Source organism: Sutcliffiella sp. FSL R7-0096 (assembly GCF_038595065.1).
Taxonomy (GTDB): Bacteria; Bacillota; Bacilli; order Bacillales; family Bacillaceae_I; genus Sutcliffiella_A.
The window spans coordinates 4582101-4607172 of the sequence record NZ_CP152003.1; the positions used below are offsets into that span (position 1 = coordinate 4582101).

At 44.5% G+C, this 25072-nt stretch carries 24 protein-coding genes; 6 read left to right on the forward strand and 18 right to left on the reverse strand.

Annotated features, from left to right (window positions below):
• Positions 1-74: 74 nt before the first annotated feature.
• From MKY77_RS23435 to MKY77_RS23455, 5 genes are all read right to left on the reverse strand, one after another.
• Positions 75-644, reverse strand: coding sequence for a glycerol-3-phosphate responsive antiterminator (locus tag MKY77_RS23435; protein ID WP_339148011.1), 570 nt, complete (start codon positions 642-644; stop codon positions 75-77).
• A gap of 17 nt (positions 645-661) precedes the next feature.
• A complete protein-coding gene (locus MKY77_RS23440) occupies positions 662-1447 on the reverse strand; it encodes an HAD-IIA family hydrolase (protein WP_339148012.1) in 786 nt (261 codons plus the stop codon).
• 12 nt (positions 1448-1459) lie between these two features.
• Complete coding sequence (locus MKY77_RS23445; protein ID WP_339148013.1) at positions 1460-3226, reverse strand: iron ABC transporter permease; 1767 nt, start codon at positions 3224-3226, stop codon at positions 1460-1462.
• Complete coding sequence (locus MKY77_RS23450; RefSeq protein WP_339148014.1) at positions 3223-4347, reverse strand: ABC transporter ATP-binding protein; 1125 nt, start codon at positions 4345-4347, stop codon at positions 3223-3225. Before MKY77_RS23450 ends, MKY77_RS23445 begins: the two co-directional genes overlap by 4 nt.
• A gap of 219 nt (positions 4348-4566) precedes the next feature.
• The gene (locus MKY77_RS23455; protein WP_339148015.1) at positions 4567-5589 is read right to left on the reverse strand and encodes an extracellular solute-binding protein; all 1023 of its coding nucleotides are present in this window, start codon (positions 5587-5589) and stop codon (positions 4567-4569) included.
• A 549-nt stretch (positions 5590-6138) separates the two neighbouring features.
• Here MKY77_RS23455 and MKY77_RS23460 point away from each other — a divergent pair.
• The gene (locus MKY77_RS23460; protein WP_342515544.1) at positions 6139-8463 is read left to right on the forward strand and encodes a glycerophosphodiester phosphodiesterase family protein; all 2325 of its coding nucleotides are present in this window, start codon (positions 6139-6141) and stop codon (positions 8461-8463) included.
• 75 nt (positions 8464-8538) lie between these two features.
• Here the strand turns inward: MKY77_RS23460 and MKY77_RS23465 are convergent, their stop codons facing one another.
• The 6 genes from MKY77_RS23465 to MKY77_RS23490 form a co-directional block, all read right to left on the reverse strand.
• A complete protein-coding gene (locus tag MKY77_RS23465) occupies positions 8539-9132 on the reverse strand; it encodes a flavin reductase family protein (protein WP_339148017.1) in 594 nt (197 codons plus the stop codon).
• Positions 9133-9206: 74 nt separating this feature from the next.
• Positions 9207-10712: a sodium:solute symporter family protein gene (locus MKY77_RS23470; RefSeq protein WP_339148018.1), complete on the reverse strand. Its 1506-nt coding sequence runs from the start codon at positions 10710-10712 to the stop codon at positions 9207-9209.
• On the reverse strand, positions 10709-10966 hold the full coding sequence (locus MKY77_RS23475) for a hypothetical protein (RefSeq protein ID WP_339148019.1): 258 nt from the start codon (positions 10964-10966) through the stop codon (positions 10709-10711). The genes MKY77_RS23470 and MKY77_RS23475 overlap by 4 nt, the downstream gene beginning before the upstream one ends.
• 19 nt (positions 10967-10985) lie before the next feature.
• Positions 10986-11597, reverse strand: coding sequence for a 3-isopropylmalate dehydratase small subunit (gene leuD, locus MKY77_RS23480; RefSeq protein ID WP_339148020.1), 612 nt, complete (start codon positions 11595-11597; stop codon positions 10986-10988).
• On the reverse strand, positions 11594-13018 hold the full coding sequence (gene leuC / locus MKY77_RS23485) for a 3-isopropylmalate dehydratase large subunit (RefSeq protein ID WP_339148021.1): 1425 nt from the start codon (positions 13016-13018) through the stop codon (positions 11594-11596). Before leuC ends, leuD begins: the two co-directional genes overlap by 4 nt.
• Positions 13019-13035: 17 nt before the next feature.
• The gene (locus MKY77_RS23490) at positions 13036-14238 is read right to left on the reverse strand and encodes a CoA transferase (RefSeq protein ID WP_339148022.1); all 1203 of its coding nucleotides are present in this window, start codon (positions 14236-14238) and stop codon (positions 13036-13038) included.
• Positions 14239-14444: 206 nt separating this feature from the next.
• On the opposite strand from MKY77_RS23490, the gene MKY77_RS23495 reads away from it, so the two are divergent.
• The 3 genes from MKY77_RS23495 (at position 14445) to MKY77_RS23505 (ending at position 17062) form a co-directional block, all read left to right on the forward strand.
• Positions 14445-15116 carry a GntR family transcriptional regulator gene (locus MKY77_RS23495; RefSeq protein WP_339148023.1) on the forward strand — a complete coding sequence of 224 codons (672 nt, stop codon included), beginning with the start codon at positions 14445-14447 and terminating at the stop codon, positions 15114-15116.
• Positions 15113-15991 (forward strand): hydroxymethylglutaryl-CoA lyase, encoded by an 879-nt coding sequence (locus tag MKY77_RS23500; RefSeq protein WP_339148024.1) that lies wholly within the window; start codon positions 15113-15115, stop codon positions 15989-15991. The genes MKY77_RS23495 and MKY77_RS23500 overlap by 4 nt, the downstream gene beginning before the upstream one ends.
• 249 nt (positions 15992-16240) lie before the next feature.
• Positions 16241-17062, forward strand: coding sequence for a nuclease-related domain-containing protein (locus tag MKY77_RS23505; RefSeq protein WP_339148025.1), 822 nt, complete (start codon positions 16241-16243; stop codon positions 17060-17062).
• Positions 17063-17215: 153 nt separating this feature from the next.
• On the opposite strand, the gene MKY77_RS23510 is transcribed toward MKY77_RS23505, so the two are convergent.
• Entirely contained in the window at positions 17216-18538 is a 1323-nt protein-coding gene (locus tag MKY77_RS23510) for a hypothetical protein (protein ID WP_339148026.1), read from the reverse strand.
• Positions 18539-18724: 186 nt separating this feature from the next.
• Between MKY77_RS23510 and MKY77_RS23515 the strand changes: the two genes are divergently transcribed.
• Positions 18725-19003: a hypothetical protein gene (locus MKY77_RS23515; protein ID WP_342515545.1), complete on the forward strand. Its 279-nt coding sequence runs from the start codon at positions 18725-18727 to the stop codon at positions 19001-19003.
• Positions 19004-19524: 521 nt separating this feature from the next.
• Complete coding sequence (locus MKY77_RS23520; RefSeq protein ID WP_339148027.1) at positions 19525-19989, forward strand: hypothetical protein; 465 nt, start codon at positions 19525-19527, stop codon at positions 19987-19989.
• A 67-nt stretch (positions 19990-20056) separates the two neighbouring features.
• On the opposite strand, the gene MKY77_RS23525 is transcribed toward MKY77_RS23520, so the two are convergent.
• The 6 genes from MKY77_RS23525 to MKY77_RS23550 all read right to left on the reverse strand — a co-directional run bounded on the left by MKY77_RS23525 (position 20057) and on the right by MKY77_RS23550 (position 24580).
• Positions 20057-20254 (reverse strand): hypothetical protein, encoded by a 198-nt coding sequence (locus MKY77_RS23525; protein ID WP_339148028.1) that lies wholly within the window; start codon positions 20252-20254, stop codon positions 20057-20059.
• A gap of 119 nt (positions 20255-20373) precedes the next feature.
• Entirely contained in the window at positions 20374-20805 is a 432-nt protein-coding gene (gene fabZ / locus MKY77_RS23530) for a 3-hydroxyacyl-ACP dehydratase FabZ (protein ID WP_237662829.1), read from the reverse strand.
• A 79-nt stretch (positions 20806-20884) separates the two neighbouring features.
• The gene (locus MKY77_RS23535; RefSeq protein WP_339148029.1) at positions 20885-21187 is read right to left on the reverse strand and encodes a DNA-directed RNA polymerase subunit beta; all 303 of its coding nucleotides are present in this window, start codon (positions 21185-21187) and stop codon (positions 20885-20887) included.
• Positions 21188-21370: 183 nt separating this feature from the next.
• Positions 21371-22207 (reverse strand): flagellar hook-basal body protein, encoded by an 837-nt coding sequence (locus MKY77_RS23540; protein ID WP_339148030.1) that lies wholly within the window; start codon positions 22205-22207, stop codon positions 21371-21373.
• 29 nt (positions 22208-22236) lie between these two features.
• Positions 22237-23058 carry a flagellar hook-basal body protein gene (locus MKY77_RS23545; RefSeq protein WP_339148031.1) on the reverse strand — a complete coding sequence of 274 codons (822 nt, stop codon included), beginning with the start codon at positions 23056-23058 and terminating at the stop codon, positions 22237-22239.
• Between the two features lie 520 nt (positions 23059-23578).
• Entirely contained in the window at positions 23579-24580 is a 1002-nt protein-coding gene (locus tag MKY77_RS23550; protein WP_339148032.1) for a rod shape-determining protein, read from the reverse strand.
• Positions 24581-25072 lie beyond the last annotated feature (492 nt).

The following is a 25072-nucleotide window of genomic DNA, read 5'->3' on the forward strand; positions in this document are numbered from 1 at the left end:
CCTGTTGCGGAATGGGGATTAAAATCCGCAGCTTACGCAAAAAACGCAAGAAAGCGGGTCTGCGTGCCTCTCCACTAAACCCCGCACCGCCACAAATCAGGGTTACCCACGGAGATAGCTAAAGCGCCAGCTTTTAGGGATTCATGGATTTCGGTTTCATTTTCGATAAGTCCGCCGGCGATAATGGGCGTGGGGAATGTTTCGGTTAGGTTGTAGATGACTCGCGGCATGATGCCTGGCAGGACTTCGACTGCATCGGGTTGGGATGTTTCGACCATTCTTTGGCCTTTTTTGATGGCGTTGTGATCGATCAGGAAGAGGCGTTGGATGGTATTCAGGCCCTCTTCCTTTGCGAATTTGATCAGGTGGTTCTTGGTGGTGATGATTCCTGTTGGTCGAAGGACTTGGGCGATGTATTGGATGCCGCTTTTATCATTTGATATGCCTTCGATGAAATCTAAATGGAGGAACACGTACATGCCTGTTTGTTTTAGTTGCTTTATGTAGTCTGGGAGTGTAAAGATAGTGCCGGTTAAGAGGAAGGCGATGTTCGCTTTGCTGTTTATGGCTTCCTGGATCTTTTCAGGTGCGTCTATTGCTGCAATCACTTGTGAATCAACCATGTCTACGATATTGATAGCCATCTTTTTACCTTCCTTTCTTATACTTCTACTTTGAGTCTTGGAATCTCTTTAATGCTGTTGAGGATGTAAGTAGGCTGGGCTAGGTTTGAGTTGATGCTTGTTTTTTCCGTTATTCCTGTCAGCACCAGGATCGTTTGCATGCCCACGTCATTTCCCATTTTGATATCTGTTTCCAGCCTGTCCCCAACCATGATACAGTCTTCAAGGTCCATGTTCAGATGATCTGCCGCGACCTGTGCCATGATTCGGGATGGTTTCCCGATGATCGTTGATATGACGTCCCCTGTCGCGCCTTCAATCGCTCCGATAATGGCTCCGCAGTCTGGAATCTGCCCTCCAGGAACCGGACAGGTGCGGTCCGGGTTGGTCGCAAGGAAGCTGGCTCCGTTTTTCCAAGCGAGAAAGGCCTGCGTCAGTTTTCCGTAAGTGAAGTCCCTATCCCATGACACTAGTGCATACGTTGCCTTTGTGGGGTCATGGGTGATGGGCACCTCCATCATATCCAGTTCCTCATATAAGGGGGATTCGCCGATTACCCATACTCTCTCATCCGGCTTCATGACTTCCTTTAAGTATTTGGCAGTAACGTAGCCTGAATTGATAATTTCATAGAGTTCCACGTCGATGCCCATTTTTTCTAGTTTTCTTTTGTAAGCCAGTCTTGAATTGGCAGGGTTATTGGAGAGGAAGACTACTTGGTCTCCCCTCTCTTTTAACAGTTGGATGGTTTCTGCTGCGCCTTCGATTACTTTATCCCCAAGGTAAACAGTGCCGTCGAGGTCGAAAATATATCCTTTTTTCATTCCCAACACCACCTAGTACAAGGAATTCCTTGAGATTTTTGTTGCAAGGAATTGCAGGAAGAGCACGATGACAATGATGAGAATGGCCATGGCAGAAGCGGTATAGACCTCTCCCCGGAGTAGATTCTGGAATACGACTAAACTCATCGGTGCCCAGCTTGATGGCGCCATAAGGATCGTGATACTCGTTTCCTTGATGACTGTTACAAACACAAGGATGGATCCAGCGGCAATCCCAGGTAGCATCAATGGACCAATGACGGTAATGATGGCCAAAAGCCTGGAAGCCCCAAGGTTGATGGATGCTTCTTCAATGTCCGGTTTGATGGACATCATCGTCCCCATCGTGGATCGGATCATATATGGCATACGTCGGATCGCATAGGCAATGATCAAGATTGTTGCTGTTCCTGTCAGTTGCAATGGTGCTGTATTGAAGGTCTGGATATAGGCGATACCAAGTGCGATTCCAGGTACAATTAGCGGAATGGAGGACATAAAGTCCAGCTTTGCGGCATTTTGTCGCACCACAAAGTAAGAGACAAGTGTCGATACCACTACACTGATACCAAGTGCACCAATGGCAAGAATGATCGAGTTCATGATGTTACTCGTTGATCTCGAGAAAATTGTCCGGTAGTGATCCAATGTGAATCCTCTTGGGAGAAGGTCAGCTCCCCAAGTGGTCGCAAAGGATTGCATCAGTACGGAAAGGACTGCTAGCAGCGGGATGGAAATAATGAACCCTGTGTAGACAGTCAATCCTGTTGTTACCCATTTGTTGTCGTTTAGCTTGATGGCTTTCGGTTTGCCAGATAAGGTTCCATAATTCATCTTCTTTGTGATTTTTCGTTGTATCCAGAAGAAGACCCCAGCTACAAGGACCATTACTACAGTTAAAATGGAGGCCCCTGCCCAGTTGAAGAATCCGGAAATTTCTCGGTAGGCTTCCACCACTATGAGATTAAGCCCTTCAGGTGCCAAGATGATTGGCGTACCGAAATCGGAAAAGCTTACAGTGAAAATCAGCAAAGCACTTGAGATGATACCAGGAATTGCAAGCGGGAATGTCACAAACACCAAGCTCATCCAGCTGCTTGAACCAAGGTTTTGGGATGCTTCCTCCAGGGAAATATCACTCAATTTGAATGCAGCAACCATCGGCCACAGGGCGAATGGGAAAAAGAAGAAAATTTGAACCAATACAATTCCAAGCATGGAATAGACATTGAACAAGACGCCGCTTCCACCGAGCTCCTGATAGATCGTATTGACCCATCCGGTCCGGCCGAACATGATGATGAAGCCTGCAGCGGAAATAAAGGTCGGGACGATGATCGGCATCGTACATAGGGCTGCAAATGTTTTTTTGAAAGGCATGGTTGTCCTAGCAAAGCCATAGGCTATCGGGATGCAGAGAAAAATGACTAACGTGGCCACCCCAAGGGATAAGGTTAAACTATTAGTGAGCGCTTTAAAGTATGTACCCCCGGACAAAAGCTTTTTGTAGTGATCAAGTGATGCATTAGAGAAACGCTCTATATTGGTTGCGAGTATATCAGGATTGACGAGAGAGCCGAGTATATTTACCGGCGCGCCTGTGAAACTGACAAGGAAAACTGATAGTAATGGAAGCACCAAAAAGAGTGTGAAAAACAGGATGACCAGAAGCTTCATAAAGAATAGGCCATCCATTTTCTCAAAAATGGAACGTCTCTCTTTTTTAGGAGAAGGCGGCTGGATTTGGACCTTCAATGGATCCTGCATTTCTGGCTTCATAGCAATAGCACCCTCTCCGGATCCACTGTCACCTTTACCATTTCCCCACTTGTTAAAATAGGGTCGCCTGGTACGTATACATGTTCAATGGCAAGCTCAGCGTTGCCCACCTTAACATCGTAACGGATGTTGGAACCTAAATAAGTATGAAGAAGTACTTTTCCTTCCATGACGTTTCCATGCATGATGTCCTCGCTTATCCGGTGAAGCTTCATGCCTTCTGGACGGATAAGGACTTTCACATCTTTCTTCGTGGTCTGTGCAGAAGAATGTAGTGTCCAATCTCCTATTTTCACCACAGTCCCTTTTTCATCAGAGCCGACTATCGTTCCGTCAAAAATGTTGGAAGACCCTACAAAGTCCGCGACAAAGGTGGAACGCGGGTTACTGTATAGCTCTGTTGGCGTGGCAACCTGGATGATTTCCCCGTCTTTCATGACGGCGATCCTGTCTGCCATGCTCATGGCTTCTTCTTGGTCATGGGTGACGAAGATGGTGGTGATGCCAACATCCTGCTGGATCCTCCTGATTGTGGTCCTCATGGTATTGCGAAGCTTTTTATCCAGGTTGGAAAGTGGCTCGTCCATCAGCAAAACAGAAGGCTCCAACACGAGTGCCCTGGCAAGTGCGACACGTTGTTGCTGCCCGCCTGACAGTTCATTCACTCCACGCTCGGATAGATGGCCAAGCTCTACATAGTCCAGTGCTTCCAACACTTTTTTCTCTACCTCTTTGGAAGGCTTGGCAAGTCTTTTGCTGATCAGCCTTGCAAAACTATTGATCTTTTTGGAAAAACTTCCTGTATTAAAGTCTCGGACGGTTAAACCATAAGCGACATTTTCAAAGACATTATAATGAGGAAAAAGAGCATAACTTTGAAAGACCATCCCGCAATTCCTTTTGTTAGCAGGCAGTTTATTGACTACTTTGTTGTTGATATAGATGTTTCCAGAAGTAGGATTTTCAAATCCGGCGATACAGCGCATGGTGGTTGTTTTCCCACACCCTGAAGGGCCAAGAAGGGCGAAGAATTCGCCTTCTTGGATATCAATATTCACGTTTTTCAGAGCTGTCACATCATTATATTTTTTGATTAATCCATCTACCTGTACTGAACCCATATGATTATCTCCCCGTCTGTCTTTAGATTGGCTGTTTTCGTAAGCTTTGTTGCTTTTTCGTATTATCCACCTAACCGTTATATTCCTTACTGTCGTGCTCTTTTCCCTGTTTTTCTGTATAGTCTACTTGCTTATTTTAGAGCAGGTAAGAGGACAAAAAGTCTAAATGCCGACTTTTTGCTAGTGGTTAGCAACAATCTTTTAGAAAAGAGCCTTAGATTATTGGAATTTCTCTCTCCACTCGTTACGTACGCGGTCATAGTTTTCGACTACCCAGTCGATATCAAGATCCATGGCATTGTCTTTGAGTCCTTCAAGCGTCAGTGGTGATTTACCTTCCACCTCTGGATGCATCGGGATATGGAACCAATCCGCTTTGATTTGCTGTCCTTCCTTGGAAAGCATGAAGTCTACGAATTTCTTTGCGCCTTCAGGGTTAGGTCCATCCTTCACGATAGAAACAGGGTTTACTAGAATAGGTGTATTCTTTGGAATGTGGAAATCAACGGATTCCCCACGGTCTTTCATTTGGTAAGCCATAAAGTCAAAGCCGACTCCAATGGATGCTTCCCCAGAAGCTACAGCATTGGCAGGAGCTCCACCGGAATCCGGCATTGCATTTGTCTGTTGAACCAACTTCTCAAAGTACTCCCAGCCTTCCTCTTCGCCTTTTTCCATCAGTTGGCTAAGCACTAACAGTGTTGCTGTTCCTGATGCTGCAGGGTTTGGAATCTGTAATTCCTTTTCCCATTTGGAGTCTAATAGATCATCCCATGTTTCCGGTAGATCTGCTTCATCCACTAGGTCGGTATTGTAGATCAGTCCAAGTACAAATACCTCCAAGCCAACCCAGTTCCAGTCTTCATGTCTTACTTTAATGCCGTTCTCATATACTTCCCAGTCTTTCACGGATTCCGGTGTGTAGCTTTCAATGAAGCCATGTTTAATCGCGGATTCAAACGGAAGGATTCCTCCACCGCCATACCACAGATCACCTTGTGGATTGTCCATTTCGGCAATCATCTGGTTAACAAGAATATTCGTTCCAGCATATTGTACGTTTACTTTTCCACCAGTTGCTTCTTCAAACGCTTCTGCAAGTTCACGGGTCATATCAGGTGTTTCCGGTGAATACAAGGTTACTTCGCCAACACTTCCATCAGAAGAGCTAGAGTCTGATCCACAGGCTACAAGCCCTACGCTCAACACTAGTGCCATCAAGATTAATAATGTTTTCTTCATAAATAATCCCCCTCGTAATTTTGTTTTAGCTGGCCAAAAGATTAGCAAAGTTAGTATTGTATACGCTTTCACCTCCAAGCAAAATAAAAAGAGAAACCACACAACGAAAGAAGCCTATAGCAGGCGCATCCGTTGAGGGTTTCTCTTATATTCTCTACCCAAATTATTTTACTTTTCTAAATTATACAATAAATTAAAGTAGAAATATAGTGTAAGGAAGAATTTATTTGTAAAAGAGTTCAGTCCCTCACTGATGCATATAGCATTCTATATTTGATAGTGGTACATTTCGACATCCCTCGCCCTTCCCCTTCAAAAATCGGCAAATTAATTGAAAAATATTACTTTTGTAGGAGAAGATGGTTTATGAACATAGGTATAATTAATTATTGAGAAAATTCAAATAACTATATATAGTTTAAATTGTAAATGAATAGTGGGCAGAGACACAGAGAAGAACCCCATAAAAGTCCTTATTGAATAAGGGTTTTCATGGTGGGCTCTTCTCTTTTATTTTGCCCTATTAATCTATCTTGAAGGAGGAATAACATGAAGAGGAAATCTTTTAAGCGTTTCGGAAGTATGGTCGTTTCGTCCGCACTAGCCCTTAGTTTGATAAACTTTCAGCCACAAATGAGCGTTCATGCCGAGCAGGATCATATGGAATTACTAAACGAAACATTTGATTCTATTTCAAATGGAGAATTGCCGGATAGCTGGGAGGTTGTTGTGGGTAATGGTGAAGTTCAAGATGGCAAACTTGTATTAAGCTCCCCTGCCACTGCCAGCCCATCAGTGGTAAAAGCGCCAATCGATCCTGAGTATGGAGACTATACGATGGAGGCGGATGTAACGTTCCTCTCTTCTGTGAATGATGCACGCTGGGCTTCCATCATGTTCCGGATTCAAGATGCCAATAACTATTATCAGTTTGCTGCCCGAAAAGGCACAAGCGCTTTGAATGGTTTGGAGTTTGCAAAAAGGCTTAACAACGCTTGGGCGGTTACTCAGACGAATTTCTATCCCGTGAACTTTGAGTACAATAAGAGTTATCGCCTTAAGGTCGTGGTTAGTGGCAACAGGGTACAGCAGTTTGTGAATAATGAGCTGGTGATCGACACTGCGGATGCGACCGAATGGGTTAATGGTGATGTGGGGTTTCAAGTAAGTGGCTCCACTGTGCAGTTTGACAACGTCCAGGTCACTACATACGATCAAGCTCTGCCACCTATAGAAGATTCCGGTGCCTTCCTTCCTGTTGAACCCGAAACCAATATCATTAACCCACCAACCATCATTACTGGCGCGGGGTATACAGGTGATGCAAGCCAAAGTGCTTCCAGCCTATTAGTGGTGGAACGCAATGCGGACGGGGAGTTAACAGCGAACGGGCTCTCTTTAAATGATCAACTACAGCAGATGAAAAATAAAAAGATCCCTGTGTTGCAGGTGGAGCAAGCAGGATACGGGGAACAGATCATTCAAAGTCTGAATGCCACCCAGACAACGGATGTTCATGTTGTTTCCTCTAATGCTGCGATCGTAGAGGAAATAAAATCCCTAAATCCTAAAATTCGTGGTGGATTGGTGTACACCGGAAACTCCTTGAATAAGAATGACTTGCGGGAATTGCCATTCCAAGTGCATTCGAGTGAAAGCAAGGTTGTGTTAATCCCACAAAAATTACTGACGAAGGAGATCGTGCATTATCTGCATAATCGGATGGTTGCCGTTTGGGGGATTGGAGCAGATTCATTAAATTCCACGCATGAGCTTATCCATTTAGGTGTGGATGGAATGATTACAGATTATCCGGAGTATGCTACGGAAGCGTTCAGTCAGTATCCAGAAAACACAATCGTTCAACGTCCTATGGTCGCTGCCCACCGCGGGGTCCCTTCCCTTGCTCCTGAAAATACGATGGTCGGTTACCGATTAGCGTACGATTTGGAGGCGGACATGATTGAGACGGACCTTCATGAAACAAAGGATGGCCATATCATCGTCATGCATGATACGACCGTCAACCGTACCACAAACGGAACTGGCGCGGTAGCCAATTTGACGCTCGATGAGATTAAACAGCTTGATGCAGGAATTAAGTTTGGGGAGGAGTTTGCAGGGGAGCCTGTGCCGACCTTTAAAGAATTCCTTCAGGAGTTCAAAGGCAAGGATGTGGTGCTTCTGGTAGAATTGAAGGCCGCTGGGATGGAGGAAAAAGTGAATGAGGAAATCTTGGCAGAAGGTATGCTAGATCAGGTTGTCGTCCAAAACTTTAGCTTAGACAGCATGAAGATCTTCAACCAGTTACAGCCAAACCTTGCAACAGGTTATTTATTCTCTGCCGCTGTCCCTGGATCCCTTCAAGCGAAATTGGATAATGCAAAGAAGCTTGTAGACTATGGAACTAGCGCAAACGTAACCCTTAATGCAAGTTATGGAAGTGTATATGAGGAGTTCCTTACTTATATGAGGCAACGTGGAATGTTAAGCATGCACTGGACGTTCCGGGAGGAAGATCCATTTGCGGACAAACTAAAAGAAGGCTTAATCGGACCAATTACCGATTACATGCAATGGCTGACGGAATCGCCTATCAGTCTTGAGTCACCTATTAAGAAAGCAAATTTGAAAGTAGGCAAGTCCCGTAACATCCAGGCTAAGGCTTTCCTAAGTTACCGGACAGGTGAGAAAGTGAATATCGAGACGGAGCTTTATACTGTTGGAGATAATGGGGTAGTAAGGATTGAAGGAAATGAAATAATTGCATTGGCACCGGGTACGGCACAGGTGTTTGTAAAACACACCTTTACGATGCTTGGGCAGGAGTGGAATTTGGTTTCGGAACCGATTGAGGTTAGGGTTTCGGAGTGATATTAAGGGAGAGGGTCTAGACCCTCTCCCACTTTTTGTTCTTTAAACAAACATGGGGTCCCCGTACCTGTCCCCTCAACCCAACTCCACCACTCTAGTAAAAGGAGAGTACGTCCCTGCCAACCTCCCCAAAGGCTGTAGTTCAGCAAAGTTGACTTTATGGTCCGGTAGATAGTATTGATCTTGAATATGGTAGTAGACCATTTGGCCAATGATGAGGTGGTCTGTTCCCAGTTTGATGACCTGTTCCAGTTTGCATTCCATTTGGATGGGGGATTCTTGGACGCGTTTTGGTTGGACTAGTTTGCTTTCGATCGGTGTGACGCCGACTGCTTGGAACTCGTTCACTTCGCTTGGAAGGTTTTCGGAGCTTTTGTGCATTTGATCGCCGAGCGCGCCTGTGACAACGTTGATGACAAATTCGCCCTGTTCGCGTATGTTGACGAGGGTATCTTTTTCGGTTCCTGCCCTCTCTCCCACCCCTGGTCCTACTGAGATGCATAGCATAGGAGGGTTCCTAGATACGACAGTAAAAAAACTGAATGGTGCAAGATTCATTTCGCCATCCTTCGATATGGTGGATACCCAGGCAATCGGCCTTGGAACAACAGAACCACTTAATAGTTTATATACTTCTTTTTCATTTAAATCTTTAGGGTTGAATTCCATTTCTGCTTCTCCGTCCTTTTCTTTTTTTTGATAGGAAAAAAGGGAATGTTTCCACTCCCTTTCCCTTTTGATACTTAGGCTTTCAGATTGTAGGAAGTCATATCCTCTTCCACAACTTTGTTTCTAGTCAATGCAGGTGCAATGGTGGTTCCGACCACACATATGACAAAGTTAAGCGCTAATCCGATAACGCCACCGTGTATGCCATAGATGGTTTTGTATCCTGTAAAGGTCATGGCACCAGCCAGTACGGCTCCGGCAAGCATGCCCCAGAATACGGCCTTTCCGTTCAAGTTTTTCCAGTAGAGTCCAAGAACGAAAGCCGGGAACACCTGGACCAACAGCTCAAACTTCAATACGAAAATCTCGTAAAGCGTCCCTGGTGGATTCCAGGCGATCCATAGTAGAAGGAACACGACGACGATTCCACCGATTTTTCCTACCATTACTTTTTTCTTTTCGGTTGCGTTTGGATTGACGAATTTTCCATACACGTCGTTGGAGAGCATGGATGAGAAACTTAGTAATACAGAGTCTGCTGTGGATACGATGGCTGCGACGATTCCTCCAAAGAAGATGATCATGACCCAATAATAGAATGGGTGGATGGCCGCAATGGCGTTTGCCATCGTTCCGACGAGTTGTTCCGATCCACTCGTGTCTAGACCCGGAAATAGCATGATACCAATGATTCCAACTAAAAAGACAAGCCCTGTTGTGATCGGCGGCATCCATGCCATGCGGGACAAGGATGTTTTGAGTGTTTTTTCACTTCTGGAAGAATAAATCCTTTGGACGGCATGCGGGTAGATACTTGCGCCAAGTCCTACGAGAAGGAGCATGCTGAGCCAATTTATACTGGTATCAAAGCCCGGAACTGCTGTTTTTGCTGGTTCCATTTCGGCTACATAGCGTGTTACATCGGAGAAGTTTCCTCCTGCAAGGTAGAGTCCGCCGATGAGAAAGACGATGATACCAACCATCAGGATCACCCCTTGCATGACATCGGTGAATGCGACGGCTTTCATTCCTCCCATCCACTCATAGGCGAGCATGACGAATACAAATGCCAGTACGGCGATTTGGTAGGGAATAGTCCCTCCTGTTAATCCTGACACAGCCTGTCCGATTGCCACCAGCTGTTCCAAAAGGTAGTTTCCTAGTCCCCATAACATCAAGAATATACTTAGAATCGTGACGCGTTTTGATTGAAACCGGTGGGAGATCCAATCGGTCGGGGTCACGAATTTGCGGCGCTTGGCGATGACATAAAGCCGCGGTGCGAACAAGAGATAGGCTCCGATGATGATGGTCATGAATGAGATTGATTGTAACCAGGAAAAGCCTGTACGATATGCACTCGGGGCATAACCCACAATGGTGTTTCCGCTGTATTGGGTCGCATAAAGGGTGAAGAATAATGCGATGAATCCCAGGTTACGACCAGCAAGATAGTAACCTGCTAGGCTTTCATTCAATTTACTTCCTCTTCCAGATAGATATCCGATTAGAAGCATGATGATGGCAAATACGGATAATATAATGATTCCATCTGTGCCTGAAAAAGCTAAATCCGTCATTCTTTCTCCCCCCTATTTGCTGCTAATTCCTCTTCGTCTTCCACCATGTTCCATTGTGACAAACAGAGCCAGCTTAAAAAGCCACATAAAAGAATAGAAAATATCGTGGAAATGAATGCCCATAGTGGGAAGCCTAAGATAAAGGGTTCTACTGCACTTGCAGGGAAATACCAAGGGACATTGCCAAGTAAAATAATGACGAGTACAATCCAGATCCACTTTTTGCGGATCGGTTCTTTTTGTTTTGGGTTCATGTTCGCACCTCCTGATTTGCTAGGTATTCAGGTGAAAAAAGATCTTATGTTCTTTTTCAAAGGATGCTATGCTTTCTTCTGCCTGTAGGGTGGAGCCTATTTCGTCTAAGCCGTTTAGCAACAAAGCCTTTCCGTAGGGAGTAACCGTAAATTCCTGTTTGTAGCCCAGTGAGTCTTCTACTCTCTGATTCTCTAAATCAACGGATAGCTGATAGCCAGAGAAGTCCTTGCATTTTTCAAACAGGAATGCCACATCTGCTTCTGGCAGTTCAATGGGTAAAATCCCGTTCTTGAAGCAATTGTTATAAAAAATATCGGCAAAGCTCGGGGCGATGATGACACGGATCCCGAACTCGGAAAGAGCCCATGGTGCATGCTCCCGGGATGAGCCACAGCCGAAATTTTTCCGAGCGAGCAAGATTGGTGCTTTGCGATAGGGTTCTTGGTTTAAAATGAAATCTTTTTTCTCTTGACCATTTTCGTAGCGCCATTCATAGAAAAGGTATTGGCCGAAGCCGGTCCTTTCGATGCTCTTAAGGAATTGCTTTGGAATGATGGCATCGGTGTCGACGTTGGCTGCATCCAGCGGTGCCACTATGTCTGTGAATCTACCAAAAGGCTTTCCGCTCATACCTTTTCCTCCTTTCTCTCGTTGGTTTTCCAGTGGCGCACATCGGTGAAATGGCCGGTGATGGCTGCAGCTGCTGCCATTTCGGGACTGACTAAATGTGTCCTTGCCTGTCTACCTTGCCTGCCCTCAAAGTTACGATTGGAGGTGGAGGCGCATCTTTCATTTGGCAGGACGATGTCTTCATTCATTCCAAGGCACATGCTGCACCCCGCCTCCCGCCACTCAAATCCCGCGTCCTTGAAAACCTGATCGAGCCCTTCTTGTTCTGCCTGGTCTTTGACTTGTTGGGAACCTGGCACCACAAGTGCCGTCACGCCTTCCGTCACCTTGTAACCGCTTACTATTTTAGCCGCATTTCTGAGGTCCTCCATGCGGCTGTTCGTACAGGAGCCGATGAATACTTTATCAATAGTGATATCGGTTATTTTTGTTCCAGATGCCAGTCCCATATAATCCAAGGCCCGCTTGGCCGACTTTTGTTGGTCGTCCGGGAGATCTTCCAGGTAAGGGACCTGTTCCTCTATTCCTATCACTTGGGCTGGGTTTGTCCCCCATGTCACTTGGGGTACGACATTGGATGCATCGAATGTGATGGTGTGGTCGAAAACGGCATCACTATCTGTATATAGCTGCTTCCATTCACTTAAAGCTTTTTCCCAATCCGGTCCCTTTGGGGCATAAGGTTTGTCCTTCAGGAACGCAAAGGTTTTTTCATCCGGCATGATCAATCCGGCCCTGCCTCCCATTTCGATGGTCATATTACAGACAGTCATTCGCTCTTCCATGGTGAGCGCTTCGATGGCTTCCCCGCGATATTCAATGACATAGCCAGTGGCAAAATCATGTCCATATGCTCCAATCAAAGCTAAGATCAGGTCTTTTGCCGTCGTACCGATCGGGAGCGCCCCATTTATCTTCACTTCCATGGTCTTAGAACGGAACTGCTTAAGTGTTTGAGTGGCCAATACATGTTCTACTTCACTTGTGCCAATCCCGAATGCCAGCGCTCCGAATGCACCATGGGTGGACGTGTGGCTGTCGCCGCAGACAATGGTTTGCCCTGGTTGGGTGATTCCCAGTTCTGGTGCAATGACATGGACAATCCCTTGGTTTTTACTTTGCAGGTCAAAGAGCTTTATCCCAAATTCTTTGCAATTCTTTTGAAGGGCATCCACTTGTTTCTTGGCTATTTCGTCACGAAATGGTAGATGACGGTCTTTTGTCGGGATGCTATGATCCATGGTGGCCAATGTCAGTTCAGGTCTTCTAACCCTCCTGTTTTGTTGCCGCAAGCCTTCGAATGCCTGGGGTGAGGTGACTTCATGAATAAGATGCAGGTCGATATAGAGCACTGATGGTTCGTCCTTTTTCTCTAGGACCAGGTGCTTCTCCCAGATTTTTTCGTAGAGCGTCTTCGGCATGTGAACCTCTCCTTTCTTTAAATAATGTTTTTTTCCTGCAGGACTGCTAGCTTCTCCTCACTAAATCCCAGTAACTCCTTGTAAATATCTTCGTTGTCTTTCCCCATCTTTTCAGCACCAACATGCTTTACTTCCCCTGGTGTCCGGCTAAGTTTAGGGACGATGCCTGGCATGGGGAATTCGCCCAGTTCAGGGTGTTCAAGCTTTAAAATCATCTCGCGCTCCTGGTAATGAGGATCTTCTAAAATGTCTTTTGCTGTATAGATGAGTCCGGAAGGTACCCCTTTCTCTTCCAAGATAGCCAGGGCCTCTTTTGCCGGCAATGTTTTGGTCCATTCTTCAATCATGGAATCTAGTAGTTTCATATTTTCGCCTCTGGCATGGTGGGTCGCAAATCTACCATCGTCGGCAAGTTCCGGTTGCTCCATTGCCTCACATAAGCGGCGGAACACTCCATCTGCGTTTGCACCGATGACAATATACGTTTTGTCTTTTGTAAAATATATATTGGAAGGTGCCACTCCTGGCAGGATGTTGCCCATTCTTTCCCTCACATAGTCTGCAAGCAGGTAGTCTGGAATGATGCTTTCCATGATGGAAAATACTGATTCATAAAGCGCAGTGTCCACTACTTGCCCTATACCGGAATGTTCTCGTTCATGAATAGCTACAAGGCACCCGATTGTTGCGAACAAAGCTGCCAAGGTGTCTCCCACCGATACACCGATGCGGGAAGGCGGTCGATCTGGAAAACCAGTGACATTGCGGAGGCCTCCCATTGCTTCGCCTACACTGCCAAAGCCGGCACGGTGCTTGTATGGACCTGTTTGTCCGTAGCCTGATGTCCTGACCATAACAAGCTTTGGATTAATTTCGGATAGGACTTCATAGGAAAGGTTCCATTTTTCCATCGTTCCTGGCCGGAAATTTTCGATAAGTACATCCGCTTCCTTGATCAACTCCTTTAGTACAGCCTGTCCTTCTTCTTCTCTTAAATTAAGTGTGATGGATTTTTTGTTCCTGGATTGAATGGGCCACCATAAACCTACCCCGTCCCTTGATTTACCCCAGTTACGCATTGGATCTGATTTTCCCGGGGGCTCCACTTTAATCACTTCTGCCCCGAAATCCCCCAACAACCTGCCAGTGAAAGGACCTGCCAAAAGGGTGCCAAGTTCAATGACACGGATATCTTCTAAAGGTAGTCGTTGTTTTGTCATGCTCATTCCTCCTGTCTTTCCTATACAACATAACTGATTGTAATTTTCTAAAAATTTATAACTTTGTATACAAATCTAAACCAATTGTATACAATAAGTCAACACCCAAAAATAAATCGGTTGTATCAAGTGGGCTTTTCGCCTTTTTTCAGAATATTCATTGTTAAAAATTCCTTTTTTGTATACAATCGAGATGAGGTGTTCATATGGATGCATACAGTTTTATAAAAGAAGCCATTATTCAAGGGAAATTCGAGCCCGGGGAAAGACTTGCTGAAGAGACACTTGCAAAGGAAATGAAAATCAGCCGGACTCCTGTCAGGGAGGCCATCAAGCAGCTATCTGCGGAAGGGTTGGTCATCCCGATGAAGCGTGGCGTAAGTGTCCGGCAATTCACCAAAGAAGACATCAGGCAAATTTACGATTTACGGACATTATTAGAAGGGTATGCTGCAAGCCAAGCTGCCACTTACCGTACTAGTGAAGACATCATTAAATTAGAGGAAGCCAATCAGTTTTATGAAAAGGCAATAGAAGAATATGTAGAGGGAGATGAACAGGGTTTATTAGAGGTTGTCCAGCATAATCAACAGTTTCATGAAGCAATTGTTGCCGCTGCGAAAAATACCCATATACACTTCCACTTATCCAAGGTTGTCGTGGTACCTGTCGTGTTTCGCTCCTTCTATTGGTATAACGCTTTTCAGATGAGGCAATCGCTTGAAGTCCATAAGACTATTCTCGAGGCAATTAGAAATAGAGAAACAGAGCGTGCACGGATTGCCATGCATGAACATATCTACCAAGGAAGAGATCATGTCTTAAAGCACTTGGAAGAAATCAAAAATAGTCATCTACTAAAGGAGGCATTAGAATGATTGAAATTTGTGAAGTTGGCCCACGAGACGGTTTACAAAACGAATGCAATATACTCCCCACCAAGGATAAGGTAGAGATGATTACTAGACTGATTGATGCAGGGATACGGAACATAGAGGCTGTTTCTTTCGTCAATCCAAAAGTGGTTCCGCAAATGGCGGATGCCGAAGAAGTGATGGCGCTCATTCCTAAACGGGAGGATGTTCGGTATGGGGGCTTGGTTTTGAGTGCTTCGGGTTTGAAGCGGGCACTGGAGACAGAGGTGGATTTCTTGCATGTTGTTACCACGACTAGTGACAGCTTTAACCTTAAAAATGTGAAGAGAACCGTAGATCAGGCTGTTGCTGAGTTGACGGTTGTGATACAAGAAGGTGTCGCGGCAGGCAAGGGAGTTGCTGGTGTACTCGGCACTGCCTTTGGTTGTCCTTTTGAAGGAGAGGTTCCCCTTTCCAATGTTCTCCGGACTGCAGAAAAGTTCCTAGAAGCAGGTTGCACGGAAATCACATTGGCTGACACTACAGGCATGGCGAACCCACAGCAAGTTCAACAGGTGGTTGATGCTTTTTACCAAGCATTTGGGGAGGATTTATCTTTAGGATTACACTTTCATAATACGCGCGGTTTGGGTCTTGCGAATAAACTTGTAGGTTACCAAGCAGGCGTTAGGAGATTCGACTCCTCTATCGCTGGTCTTGGAGGATGTCCTTTTGCACCTAAAGCGGTTGGGAATGTCTGCACGGAAGACATGGTCAACATGTTCCATGGGATGGGTGTTGAGACTAATACTGACCTAGAGAAACTACTTGATTTATCCAGACATCTAGAATCCACTATTGGCAGGACATTAGACGGCATGCTTATGAAGGCGGAATAAGGGGCGGTTCTAACCCTTCTCTGTATTACTAATATAGAAACTATAATTTAATTACTATTACAATGTTTGAGGTATCTGCCGGGTAACAGAAAATTTTTTATGTTTGAGCGATGGTAACTTCAAATTCTTTAGAAACTCTTACTCTATTAGTATTTTTAGGAATGAGTCTGTACTATGAAAATCATTTAATGTTTTTAGTGTCTTGACGATATTATACTTGTTAAAATCACAAGAATATGGGAGAACATCATGCTATTATTCCTAAACTTATTTAAAAAGAAAACGAGTATAGTGCCAAAAAGGCCAGCTACCATTAGCTCACCGAACACGCAAAACACTATGGAACAGGTTGCTGCTAGAAAAGGAGAAATAGGAGAATACAAGATTGATATCCAACTTGATCAGCTTCCAAAGGATTACCGATATTTAAGTGATCTATTAATAAAAAATCCTAGAGCAAAGTCTGGATATTCGCAGGTGGACCATGTTGTGATGACCTCTTTTGGGATATTTGTCATTGAAACCAAAAATTATCAAGGGACTATTTATGGTGGGAAAGACAGAAAGACATGGTTGGTTAATGGGAAGTTTAAAATGATGAACCCTTTTGTACAGAACTATGGTCATATCATGGCACTAACTTCACTTATTGATAAAAAGTATCATGATTTATTTATATCGATGGTTTCTTTTACAAAGCGCTGCACATTTAGAGTGGGTCTAGATTTTCGTAAAATAGCATCCAACGAAATTATCGTATACGATATTGAGCTGTCAGAGTTTCTTCACAGGAAGGTCTCTGTATTGAAGATTCATCATAAGGAGCCTCTGCTAAACGAGCGTGACATTTCTAGCATTTATACTGCTTTTTCTAACGCAAATATTACCGACTCCGCATTTAGAGAAGAACATAAGCGCCTATTAAGGACTGAGGTATCAACAGTTGGCAGTAGCCGTAATTGTTCTATTTGTGATAAACCTGTTTCGGATAAGGTTCAGGCATTTTGTTTATCAAATAAAAGATTCAAAGGGAAAATCTATTGTTTTGATCATCAAAAAATGATCGACTAGAAGAAAGCGTTCACGCATCGTGTTCAGTGTGAACTTATACACACAAATTTAAAAACACCAAAGATTGAAGAGGTTCCCCTCAATCTTTGGTGTTTTTACTGCTGAAGTTCTAAAGTACAGACGGGGCGCGGATGCTGTCCCCTAACCCTCCACTCATTCCTCTTTGATAAGGAGATCTTCCACAAATGCCACATTTCCTTGACCTGGTACATATTCTTGGGCGATGACTCGCGCGGTGACCAGAATTTCTAGGGATTCTTCTTTGCTTAGTTCCTCGTAGATTTCAGGATACTTCTGGCGGTGAAGGATGAGCGTCCACCCCTCAATAGCCCTTCCGTATGGAACAAATTGTTCTCCAAATGGATCTTCTACGACTCGGATTCCGAAATAGTGCCTTTCTATATCTTCGTATCCAATCGGGAGATGTGTGCTTAACTCGCCGGTACCTTCTATAAGAAAAGGCTTCCCAGAATGAGCATACTTATCATACATTACTTCCCGGTCGGTTAGTAATAGACCCCTTGCCTTCATGTATGCCAAGGCGATGTCTGATGGTTGCTCGAACTTTTCTGGCAGCGGTTCATATTCTGCAGCTTCGCCTATTGCTGATAGGTCTGTTGAGGAGAGGAACCGTTCCACAGGCATACTGGCTGTTAGTGTCACATGAACCATTCCTTCTAGGGCTTGTTCAAATAGTCCACGATATTTCTCCCTGTCTAATGCGACTCTCCAAAGCTGCTCATACAAGACTGTTTCATCTCGTACTTCTAAAACAAAATGAGTGGGCTCTAGATCTCTATATTCTGGATTTATGCGAGCATACGTCACAAGCTGAGCATATCCATTCAAGGCAAATGGCTTGTCTGACATGCCCTTTTTGTCGAATACGACATCCTTTGCTGTCAGCTCAACGTTATGTTTTTTCATATAGCCTGTAAGCTTCTCATCCAGAGGTTGCTCATCCGCTTCACTTTCTATAAAAATGATTTCTTCAGCCATTGCCATACGGTTTTGACCTACTTCAAAATACTCTGCAAGTATAGTGGCTGCAACATAAACATCCACCACACCTTTCTTTAATTCTTGAAAAAGTTCAAGAACATCCCCTCTAGGCACATATATATACCAAGACGGACCTTCGCTAACAACTTTCATCACATAATGTGTCGCTTCTAACTCCTTGTAACCATAGTTATAGTAACGGGTAAGTTGAGCCTTTCCCTGCAACGCAAAGCGCTTGCCAATAAACTCTTCTTCCATATAATAAGGAATGTCTTCGCCCACTAAATCTAAAGAACGCTCCTCCATAAATTCATCGAAGGTGTACTCCTTATCTTGAGCGGGGTGGTCGCTGACATTCTCCCCCTTATCCTCCTTTTGATCCTCCTGTGGCTGAGACACTACCTCTTGGTCCATTTTTGGAGAACAAGCCACCAAAAGCACGATTGTTATGGTTAAAAGAAAACCTTTTTTCACGTGTTTATGTCCCCCTAATTTTCCCCTTTAGTTCTAGCATACCATTGTGTGGGTTGAGGGGACAGGCACGCTGATCCATTATTTGAAGCGGCTCCCTTTGAAACTTGTCGGAACACAATGTGTCTATATAGTTTAAAAGGGGGATTAAAGTTGAGGAAATTTAAGTTATAAATAGTTTTTATGCTCTTGGTTTTCATGATTATAGCAGGTTGTTCCAACGATATAAAAGCTGGAGTAGAAGGGGAGCATACCATTGAAGTTCAGAGGCACCTTGGTGATAAAAATAAGTACGAGTTTTTTAAAGTTGTTACGGACGAAGAGGAAGTTATTAATGTGAAGTGTTTATTGGACCGTTTGAATTGGCAAAACGCAAAATATTTATGGTCCGTCCTGCTGATTATAGGTTTTCTTTCCCTGATCCAGAGGCCAAAGTCGTCTTATATGAACTTGGGTAAGCCTCGATAAAGAGACAATAGAACTTGTAATAAACGCGGAAAGTAGGTATGTGAAATTAGGAAAGAATCAGTCGGGTGACTTTTTGAGTTACTTACTGGGGGAGAATTGATGGATTTATTATGATTTCTTTCTGGAAGGCGGTGGGGCACTTCTTTGCTTTCTTAAATAGAAATAATTAATGAATTGAACCAGGCGCTCTATGAGACAACGTGAAATGTTAAGCAAGCGATGAAGATCCATTTGGACAGGATGAAAGAATGCTTAATCAGACCAATTACTGATTACATGTAATGGTTGACAGAATCGCCAATCAGCCTTGAATCACTAATAAAGTAAGCGAATTTGAAATTGTAAGTTCTCTGTAAAAAAAGAGGAAATTCCTAGAAAACGATATTAATTTTCGTGTAATAATTTGCAATTAAATCGGTTTTTGTCGAATGAGGGCTGAAGTTTGTCGAATGGATAATAAGCTGGAACTTTCTGCATATAAATGGTTGTATCTAGTGGACGAACATAGGGGAGATTTTTTTATGCGGAGACGGCGAGGAAATCCCGTATTGGTTATATTAATGGGTCTTACACTTACAGTCATTTTGGTCTATTTATTCTCTTCCATTTTCATGGGAACCGAGAGAAAAGCGAGGAAGGTGGTCCATGCGTTCTACGAATATGAAAGCGCAGCGGATTTCGGACGTTCCTGGGAGCTATTGCATACGGAAATGCAGGAAAAGTTTGGACGGGGCGCTTATGTCCAGGATCGTGCTCATGTATTTAATGGACACTTTGGATCGGATACTTTTACCTTTGATATTTCTGGGGCGAAGGAGAGAAAGAATTGGAGGATGGAGAAAGAGGGGGAGGCTTTTAGATCTGTTTACGAGTATGAGGTAAGGCAGGACTATCATGGGAAGTATGGTCATTTTGTTTTTGTGCAATATGTTTATGTTGTTAGGGAGGATGGGGAGTGGCGGATTGTTTGGGATTATAAGAAGTGAGTAACGCCTATTTTTGTGAACAACATAAAAGGGACAGCATACACTGTCCCCCGCTTTATGAAAGAGATTACTGCTGGTCTTCTTCCTCTTCCATGTTTTGATCTTCTTCCATGTTCTGATCTTCTTCCATTTCAGGATCTGCAGGTTCTTCCATTGGTGGGTTTTCTTCTGGCGGAGGAACATCTTGATCGTTTGCTGCACATCCTGTAATTAACATTGCCGCTAAAGCTGTACCAGATAATTTAATTAACCATTTGTTGTTCATATTAAACCTTCTCCTTTCGTATATGGAATTTCAAGACCTGTTTTACTCATTTTGCGTGGTCCCTTTTTATATTCCCCAACTTTCGAGAAAGTTTGCATGTTTTTTTGCATTTTTTTAATTTATTGCTTTTGTCCTAAGGCAAACATCATTTCTAATTCGCAGACAAGTTGGCCGTCAACCGTAGCCGTTCCCTTGCCTTTACCGATGCTGCCACGCACTCTAGTCATTTCGACCTCAAGGCGAAGCTGGTCCCCAGGTACTACTTGCCTTTTGAAACGGCAGTTGTCGATACCTGTGAAGAAAGCCAGGCGTCCTTTGTTTTCTTCTTTTTTCAACATTGCTACCGCTCCAACTTGAGCAAGTGCTTCCACAATCAGGACACCAGGCATTACCGGGAACTGCGGGAAGTGCCCGTTGAAGAATTCTTCGTTGGCAGTTACGTTTTTGAGGCCGATGGCACGTTGGCCTTCTTCGATTTCGATGATTCTGTCGACCAAAAGAAATGGATATCTATGGGGAATGATTTCTTTAATTTCGTTAATATCAAGCATGTTTTTGTGACCTCCTACTAATAGTTACTTCCAATTATATAGGAAGCCATAAAAAATAGGAAGTCCTTTGTAGACTCCCTTATTCTTTCTTAACTAGGTCGAGAATATGCTGCCAAGTTTCCTTGTTGAGCACATCCATCGGATCTCCCCCGCCAAGTACACCATAGCCGAACATAGCACCAGCGATAATTGCCACTGCCATCACGGCTAGGATGATGATAATGCGTAACCATATAGGAATCAGCCGGATCCGCCATTTAAGCTTTTTCGGCTTCTCTTGCTCTTCCGTTGCTGCTAGTTCCTCTTGCTGACTTGCTTTATTCTTTTGAGCTTTGCGCAATTCTTCCCTTGTTAAGCTCTTTTTCGGTTCTTTTTGTTCCATTGCGCAACCTCCTCTTGGACTAAAGTTATATTTATGTTGTTATTTTCGTAACCCTTGTTGCTTTATCCGTATTTATTAACTTGCAGTTATAATCCTTACTGTCGTGCTCTTTTCCCCGCTGTAAGTTAAAGATTTCATGCCTATTTTATAATAAGAAAACAGTAAAAAGTCCAATTAAGAGCTTTATGATTTCAATCCGTTCACAAGCCCCATCATCTGGTCGGCGAATTGAACAGATCGTGCGTTAAATTGGTACGAGCGTTGCATGAGCGTCATTTCCGTCATCTCTGATGCCAGGTCCACATTGGACTGCTCAAGCATCCCTTGTCTTAAGCTAATGTCCTGGCGTGCGGCTCCTTGAATGAACCCAACCACATCTTGCGGGTTAGCAATTCCTGCTGGTGGTAGGGCAAACAGGGAACCTGGTCTTGCTTCAAGCATCTGCGGGCGGATGACCTGTGCCATTCCGAGCTCACGTGCGATTGCTTGTCCATTATTTAATTCCGCTAGGATGACGCCTTCTGGTTGAAGCTTGATATCCTTCACGTTTTCCGGCAAGACGATCGGTTGTTCGTTACTGTCAAGAACGGGGTGTCCCTCTGCTGTCACAAGCATCACTTCGTTGTTGTTGATCGGTGATAAATAGAATACACCATTTCTCGTGAATTGTGTACTTGTCTGTCCGTTTTCGGTCACTTGAACGGTGAAGAATTGGTCCTCTATCGCTAGTGCAAAGTCTAGCATACGATCCGTGTTTTTCAAAGCGCCTTGTGTCAGGTTCAGCTTCGTTTGGGCCAGGCCAGCCCCTGAGGACATACGGATCCCAAGAGGTGTGTTCCTGACGGAGTCGTATTGGTTCAGTGTCTGGTTGTTGCTTTGTTGGACAAGTAATTCCTGAAACGTGGATTGTCGATTCTTATATCCGATGGTATCGACATTTGCGATATTATGTCCAATGGTGTCCAGCTGTTTTTGTAACTGATTCATCGTATTGGTTGCATTCAGCATGATTCTGCTCATGGTTATGGGTTCCTCCTCTCTATTTTTGGTTAGTTAATCCGTCCGATTTCGTTGGCCGCTTTTTGCATGCTCATGTCATATGCTTGGATGATTTTTTGATTGGCTTCAAAAGCACGGAAGGCAGCGGTCATGTCTGCCATGGTTTGGGCCGTGTCGACATTGGAGCGTTCAATATGACCTTGCAGCACTTGGAAAGCTATGCCTGGGTTATTGATGGCGCTTGGGAGCGCTTGGCCGTTTTGAAGTCGATACAAGCCGTTGTTGTCTCGTGTAAGGTCATTGGCATTAGGTGCAAGCGCAATTCCGATACGTGTGTTGATGACGCCGTTTTCTATGATGGTTCCATCCTGCTGGAGTTCGAAGGTGTCGGACTCCAGTTGGATCCTTGTGTTATTTTCATCAAGAACATAAAGGCCATTGTTGGTGGTCAGGTAGCCTTGCTGGTCAATGGCAAAGTTGCCGTTTCTCGTGTATCTTGGTGTGCCGTCCTGGTTTTCTACAGCGAAGAAGATGCTTGCTCCTTCAGGAAGGTTTTGGTTCAGGATTGCCAGGTCGGTCTGGTTGCCTGTTTGGCGCATATCTCCTTGTGTTTGCTTCGGTGCCGTTTCCTGCATGTAGACACCTGTATGTAGAGTCCCGATCGTTTGGTTTTGGGAGAATGAAATTGGTTTTGTAGTCGGAATGTTCGCCTGCTCCATTTTTTTCAGGAGGAGTTCAGGGAAAGCCCGCAAGGATGACTGGTCGGCTTTATAGCCCGGTGTGTTGGCATTGGACAGGTTGTTTGAGAGCATTTCCATACGGCGCTGCTGCGAAATCATACCTGCTGTTGCTGTGTGGAATCCACGTAACATAATTGGGTTCACCTCTTGTTTTTGGTAACGTACATATTTGCCTATTTTCTATTATAGTATATATTTCGAATTGTCGATATATGTAATTTTATGAATAATCCGAGAGAAAGAAAAAAAGCACCCAGTTAGGCGCTTAATTGGTAATGTTTTTGTAGTTGTTGTTTATGGTAATCGAGTTTTTTCGTGAGGCTTTGTTTCATTGTTTCGTCTAAACAGTCGTTTATGAGGATTTCATGGTAGTTTGCTCTGATTGTGTGCCACTTTATGATTAATTGTTGAATCATTTTGGGACACCTCCGGATTTGGTAGTTACTTTCTATATACCCTTCGAGGAGGTTTTGTAACTTTTCAGGGGTCGATGTAAGCTTTGAGGTGAATGGACTAGGTTTTTGGGGCTTAAGAAGGGAGTGGAAAGGGATTTCTGGATTAGTTGTGGGTCAGACCCCTATCCCTTTTCTTTTTGGGAATGGAAAAGGAGCAGCCGGTTGGGGTGCTCCTTGGGTTGTTGTTTTGTTTTTGGTTAGGCAAAGCTTTTGCTTGGCAAACGATCAATGTGGTCGAGCATGATGCCAGTGCCGATTGCTACGCAGTCCATTGGTTGTTCTGCGACTAGGACTGGTACTTTTAGTTCGTCTGCTAGGAGTTGGTCCATTCCGTGTAGGAGTGCTCCTCCACCTGTCAGGATGACGCCGCGGTCGATGATGTCTGCGGATAGTTCAGGCGGTGTGCGTTCTAGGACGCTTTTTGCTGCTTGAACGATCACTTGGACGGATTCCCTTAGTGCTTCTTCGATCTCATCGGATTTCACAGTGATGGTCTGTGGAAGCCCGCTCACCATGTCGCGTCCGCGGATGTCGATGGACTCGTTACGTCCGCCAGGGAAAACGGTTGCGATTTCGATTTTGATGTTCTCAGCTGTGCGCTCACCGATCAGAAGCTTGTACTTCTTTTTGATGTACTGAAGGATTTCAGCGTCGAATTTGTCGCCGGCCATTTTAATGGAAGATGCCGTTACGATGTCACCCATGGATAGTACGGCTACATCCGTTGTTCCGCCACCGATGTCGACTACCATGTTACCGCTCGGTTGGAAGATGTCCATTCCCGCTCCGATTGCTGCGACTTTTGGCTCTTCTTCGAGATAGATTTTTTTACCGCCGCTTTTCTCGGCCGCTTCTCTGATCGCTTTTTGCTCAACGGATGTGATGTTCGTCGGGCAGCAGATAAGGATGCGTGGCTTGGATAGGAAGCCTTTTACGTTCAGTTTTTTGATGAAGTGTTTGAGCATCGCTTCTGTTACTTCGAAGTCTGCGATGACGCCATCCTTTAGCGGTCGCATCGCGACGATGTTCCCTGGTGTACGGCCAACCATTTTGCGGGCCTCTTCCCCTACCGCCAATACTTTGCCTGTGTTCGTGTCAATTGCTACTACAGAAGGCTCGTTCAGGACGATGCCTTTCCCTTTTACGTGGATGAGTACGTTCGCCGTACCCAGGTCAATTCCAATATCCCTTGCAAACATCTTACTCTTTTCCTCCTTGCGTCTATGCTTTTTTGCTCGCGACTTTTTATCTGAATGTTCTTTGTTTGTTTAATTGCTAATGAACACTATCTTTAGTCCTAATTGTATATTCTATCACATTTTACTAAATAAAGGTGAAATTTAACAGTAGTTTCATGTCATTTTTGTGAGAAATTTGTCGAATGGGTTTGAGGGAGTGGGGGGATGGTCGGGAATGGGCGCTTTTTGGGGTGGGATGAAGACTTTTGTGGTGGGATTAGCGGGGGAGGTCTTCATGGCATCGATGAAGAACTCTTTCGATTGATTTTTGGGCTTAGGAGGTCCTCATAGCACCAATGAAGACCTCTCTCGATCGATTTTCGGGCTTGGGAGGTCCTCATAGCATCGATGAAGACCTCTCTCGATCGTTTTTCAGGCTTGGGAGGTCTTCATAGCCTCGATGAAGACCTCTCTCGACTGATTTTCGGGCTTGAGAGGTCTTCATAAGCAGGA